The 4,824-nt window shown below is 59.2% G+C and carries 4 protein-coding genes and 1 pseudogene; 1 reads left to right on the top strand and 4 read right to left on the bottom strand.

Annotated features, from left to right (window positions below; all coding sequences use genetic code 11):
• Positions 1–192: pseudogene (locus E1J61_RS37660) on the top strand (hypothetical protein); the annotation flags it as partial.
• Positions 193–765: 573 nt separating this feature from the next.
• Here E1J61_RS37660 and E1J61_RS36255 read toward each other — a convergent pair.
• The 4 genes from E1J61_RS36255 to E1J61_RS37665 all read right to left on the bottom strand — a co-directional run.
• Entirely contained in the window at positions 766–2,007 is a 1,242-nt protein-coding gene (locus tag E1J61_RS36255; RefSeq protein ID WP_133098574.1) for a hypothetical protein, read from the bottom strand.
• A 164-nt stretch (positions 2,008–2,171) separates the two neighbouring features.
• Complete coding sequence (locus tag E1J61_RS36260) at positions 2,172–3,173, bottom strand: ParB/RepB/Spo0J family partition protein (protein ID WP_133098575.1); 1,002 nt, start codon at positions 3,171–3,173, stop codon at positions 2,172–2,174.
• A gap of 8 nt (positions 3,174–3,181) precedes the next feature.
• Entirely contained in the window at positions 3,182–4,336 is a 1,155-nt protein-coding gene (locus E1J61_RS36265) for a ParA family protein (protein WP_116321376.1), read from the bottom strand.
• A gap of 96 nt (positions 4,337–4,432) precedes the next feature.
• A partial coding sequence (locus E1J61_RS37665) for a hypothetical protein (RefSeq protein WP_371705029.1) occupies positions 4,433–4,824 on the bottom strand: 392 nt, incomplete at its 5' end.

Here is a 4,824-nt window from a genome sequence, read left to right on the forward strand (position 1 = left end):
TTCGAGCGAAGCAAGGCACTGGGCAAGACGATCTCCGAGATTCTGGCGGACTCAACCGATTTCCGCGCGAAGCTGAAAGAAGCCAAGGACGAGCATGAGAAAGAACATTGCGTGCAAATGATCCTTGCCAAGCGCCTCGCAGACTCGGCCAACGATAATCTCGACGCGGTTTATAAGGTGTTGTTCAAGTAGAGACTGCGGCTATGCGTGAAATCCGAAAGGTCCACGAAGCCCTCCTGGCGCAGCACTTCGAGGACGTTGACCAACTCGCGGACAAGATCTCTGACGCTGCCAAGAAGGTCGAGCGGGCCACGGCCACGCTAACCGCTATTAACGGGACGCCACGGGCTGCAATCTCGAAGCCTACCTCTCACCGGATAGCGCCACATTCGATAGCAAGCTGGGAGAGGCGAGGAATGTGGGCCGCTGCCGTGATTGCAGGCGTCATCGTAGCGGCCAGCGTGGGTGCCCTGGTTAGTCGCCATCAGCCTATGCAGACGCCAGAGCAAGCGCAGGCTACTGATATCGGTCGCGCCATTGTGCGAGCTTGGCCCAGTCTCGATAGCGCAACTCAGACCAAGATCTGGAACGCGCTCGACTCGCAAACGCAAGAGGCTCTGGTCTACTCCGTTCGGCGCAGATAACTCTACCTGCGCGGGCCTTCCTTGATTGCCTGGAAGGTCCTTGACATCCTCCCTGCCCTTTCTGAGTGGGGAAGGATGTCAAGGACTCATAGTAGAGATGGGCTTCACCCGCGGCCCAGAATCACGTCCCTGACGAAGCGTCAGCCAGAACGTATCCCTGCCCTACCCGTTGGATTTCCCCGCTGGTCTCCAGTGCTGCCAGATACCGTCGCGCCACAGCCTGTGTCGCCCCATGCGCGGCATAAACAGCACGCAGCGAAGGCTTGAGCCTGCCAGCCAGAATGTCGGCGCGTACGCGCTGAAACCTTGCGCCGTCGTCCTCACCAGTGCCGGAGTCCTGTACAGCCCGATGCGTAACGACTGCACGATGCTGGGTCTGCTGGGCTTCGGTTGCCACTGTATCGGCCCGCCGCATCATCGTTGATGCGGTCGAGTGCAGCGGTGTTGCTACAGTTGGCCGCTCGGCGGGCGCAGGCGTTTGTACAGTGACCTGCGGTTGGGCGAACGCTGCCGGTGCTGCGGCCAATGCGGCAAGCGGTGCAGCGGCGAACCGACCTCCAGTAGACCGCATCGTTGGAAGCAGCTGTGACGCAGGTTCAGCCATAACTTCTGGCTCGCATGGGTCAGCCGCATTGATGACGGTGCGGCGGGCACGCAGAAGTGCACCGGCCACAGCGAATAGAACGACCCCCATCAGGACGATCAACAACGACCGACACACTGCATAGGCAATCATGCCTTGTTCGCCCAGCGTATCCGCCAAGGTCGGCGCGGATGCGCCTTCGAGGCGAGCAAGCTCTGCCACTTGGCCGGTGAGATTGGCTTCCACGTCCAGCGCCTGGCGGGCCTGCTTTGCGGCAGCCTCGCGAATCCATACGTTGCTGCTTTGCGCCTGCCTTGCAGACGTCTCGCGCAGGGCAGCTGCCGCTTCACGCTGCGCCACGATTGATGCGCGCAGTTCTTGGATTCTCGTGTTTTGGCTGTGCGAGGCCGCTTGTGACGTGCGTACCATAGCCACCTGGGTGACATAGAGCGTGCCGGCCTCAAAAGCGAGTAGGGCAAGGCCCAACGCCACAAGCTTGAAACGGGCGGCGCGCAACGCTGTGCGAGGCAGGAGAGCGGCCAAGCCAAAGGCGAGCAATTCAACGACGACCATTAGCGCACCCGCGGCGATCAGCGCTTGGCGCGCTGGTTCATCGGCTTCGGTGCGCTCAAGGCCGAGCACGAAAAAGCGCGTGGTAATTACTGCAGCGACCACGCCCCCGGCGCCTGAAAGCAAGGCGAGGGCAGTGTAAGCCCACGGACGCAAATGACAGTCGTTTGCCTCCCGGCCAGTTCGGGCAGGGTATGATTGAGTCAGCATTCCAATTTCCTGGTTTGGTTTGGGGTGTCAGGTGCCGGGTAGGGGGCCTAATCCCTATCCCGGCACCGCTTCTACTGCGAGTCTGTATAAGGCGCCAAGGGCGGCTTATACATGATGTATAACCCTCCAACTTTCGCGCGCTTATACATGATGTATAAGCGGCGTTAAGCGGTCGGTTTCACCCCCAGTTGTGACTGGATGAAGTCGTCCACGAGTTCGGCCAATTTCTGTTGCTGTTCCTCGGTCAAGACAGTCTTCTTGCACACGACCTTCGTGTCCTTGCCGCTTACGCTGACAGATACCAAGCCGGTGTTTTTCCTAGCCGCTTTGGGGGCCTCCGCCTCCCGCGGGCCGTCGTCCATCAACGCAGCAAAGACCTTCTTTGGCGTGCGCTCCGTGACTTCCTTAGCTTGACGCAACCGCTCAGCGAGAACGCGCGGCTCCAGCTTCGATAAGCCGGTTAGGTCTTTCACCCACGGAAACTGGATATCGTTTGGACTATCGAACGCCTCCACCAAGGTAGAGGGCAGGGCAAACGCCGCAATCGAACGGGAAACGTGCGCTTGACTCACCCCGACATCCGACGCCATAGCGTTCTGCGAAGGCCACAGCCCTGCGTCCAGAGCCATTTGGTATGACCGGCCTTGCTCCCAGGCACTAGGGTTCTTGCGCTCCCGGTTCTCGTGCTCCATCTGCATAAACAGATCACGATCGGTCAGTTGCTCATCGATCTGCGCCAACACCGGAAGATTGTCGACCAGGCACGCGTGATGACGCCGGTTTCCAAACACCAACTCGTATTCGCCATCTTCGCGCGGACGAACCTTGATCGGAACCACGTTGCCCTGAGTGCTCTTAATGGCCTCGCGCAACTCCTGGAAGGCTCCATCCGAATAGCTGTCCTCGTGCCGGTTAGCCCAGCGCGAGCGATGCACCAGCTTCGGGTCGAGTTTGCGAACTGGCTGAGCACCGTCAAACTTCTCAAGCTCGCTTTTCAGCGACTCAACCTGCTTGGTGTGTTCCAGCATCTGTTGCCGGAACGCAAGCATCTGCCCCGGCCCTGTCTTCGGCGCACTATCCCGCTCTCTGGACTGCGGCTCTTCGGACGCAGGCCGCGCCACGCCAATATCGCCGGACTTGGCCAGCAAACGATCCTTGATCGACATGTGCCTCCTTACTGAGCGGTCTTGGCCCAATAGGCCTGGATGGATTGCTCGACCAATTCTGTGACTCGGTCATAGGCCTCGCGGGCCCGCCGATAGGTGCTTGCGCTACCGTCATAGCGCGACACGTCATAAACCGTACCGAACTCCGCGGAGGAGTTGGAAGTGACCGTCGTCTTCGGGATCTCCACCGGCAAAACCTTCTCTGCGTAGGTCGCGGAGATCCACTGGCGCACCACGCTGGCCGCGGCATCGTTGTGGTCCACTCGCGCGAGCAGTACGTGAATGAACTCGAAGGTCTTATCCACGCCCGTAGTCTGAGTTAGGTTCAGCGCCAGGTCGCTGAAAAGAGTCCAGAACTGTGCAGAGCTGGCAAAATCCAAAGCGTTCGGCGGCGTCGGCACGATCAAGCCATCAGCCGCCATGAAGGCATTGACCGTGCCGTAGCTCAGCGCGGGCGGCGTGTCGATCAGAATCACGTCGTAGGCCTCGCGCGCAGCGCCAAGCCCCCCATTCAGGACATTCCAAAACTGGAACTCTGGGTCCTTCATCTGTCGTGCAGGCAGACCAAATTCGCAGGTGAAAAGGGTAGGGGAAGCGGGTACCAGGTCAATGCCGTCCCAATAGGTAGAGCGGATGGCATAGTCCAGCGAGTCCTCATCCCCGTTGGCCAGCGGCACAAACGTGTCTTCTTCGCGAACTTCGGTGTCAGGCAGGATGCCAAATAGCGTGGTCAGCGAGCCTTGTGGATCCATGTCGATCACGAGCACGCGATGACCCCGCAGGCTAAGTCCTTGCGCGAGAGTCATCGTCGTCGTGGTCTTGCTCACACCGCCTTTGAAATTACACACGGCGATGGTCATCGCCTTCGCACCCTTCGGCTTGGCCATCTTTGCGCGAAAGACGCGGACCCATTCCCGGGCCTCTGCCAAAGTGAATTCCCGACGACGGCCAGTGTCGTTCACCACGCCGCTCGGCAACTCGTTGCGAGTCAATCGATAAGCGATGGCGGTCTTTTCCGCTCCACACAGACCGGCGAGCTGGACCATGTTGAAGACGGGCGGCTGCTTTCGAGCCTCTGGAGCCAGCATGCGCCCGCGCACGTCTCTAACGGTGCTGGCAGCTTTCAGTGCCTGTTCCGCAATGTCGTAGATAGAAATCGCCATGGACAAGCCCTTCATCAATTTGAGATGAAGGAATCATATCCTGCACTGACAATGGGAAGCAAACGAATTTGAACCTAAATTGGTGTTTTTTACCAATTAGGTATGAATTGCCTTTGTTCGTTCAGCCAGCCAGGCGGCAAAGGCGTCGTCGCCGAGACGCAAGCCTACTTGACTCGGTAGCCATCGGCGAAAGGCAACACGAGCAGCACCGCCTGGAAAATGATCCGTCTTGGTTTCGGAGAAGTCGTTGGCGTAAGGCTTCCCGGCATCGGTAGTGATAAACACGCGAGCCAGGCCCAGCAATTCAGAAGGGGTCAAGGCTTGGACCGACTTTGCCTTGGTGCTGCGTTCAAACTCAGATCTCAGGTCCGCTAGCGCTTCAATTTCGCGCTGGGACTTGGCCTTTTGCGTGGCGTCGTCTTTCCGTCGCTGCTGCACGGGCTTCTGCACGTCGGCGCCGCTGTCCATCAGTGAACGGATGAATCCTC

Source organism: Cupriavidus sp. L7L, from assembly GCF_004353535.1.
GTDB classification, from domain to species: domain Bacteria; phylum Pseudomonadota; class Gammaproteobacteria; order Burkholderiales; family Burkholderiaceae; genus Cupriavidus; species Cupriavidus oxalaticus_A.

Excerpts from the sequence above, each read along its gene's own strand:
- E1J61_RS36265 (WP_116321376.1), bottom strand. The coding sequence starts at position 4,336 with ATGGCGATTTCTATCTACGACATTGCGGAACAGGCACTGAAAGCTGCC.
- E1J61_RS36260 (WP_133098575.1), bottom strand. The coding sequence starts at position 3,173 with ATGTCGATCAAGGATCGTTTGCTGGCCAAGTCCGGCGATATTGGCGTG.
- E1J61_RS36255 (WP_133098574.1), bottom strand. The coding sequence starts at position 2,007 with ATGCTGACTCAATCATACCCTGCCCGAACTGGCCGGGAGGCAAACGAC.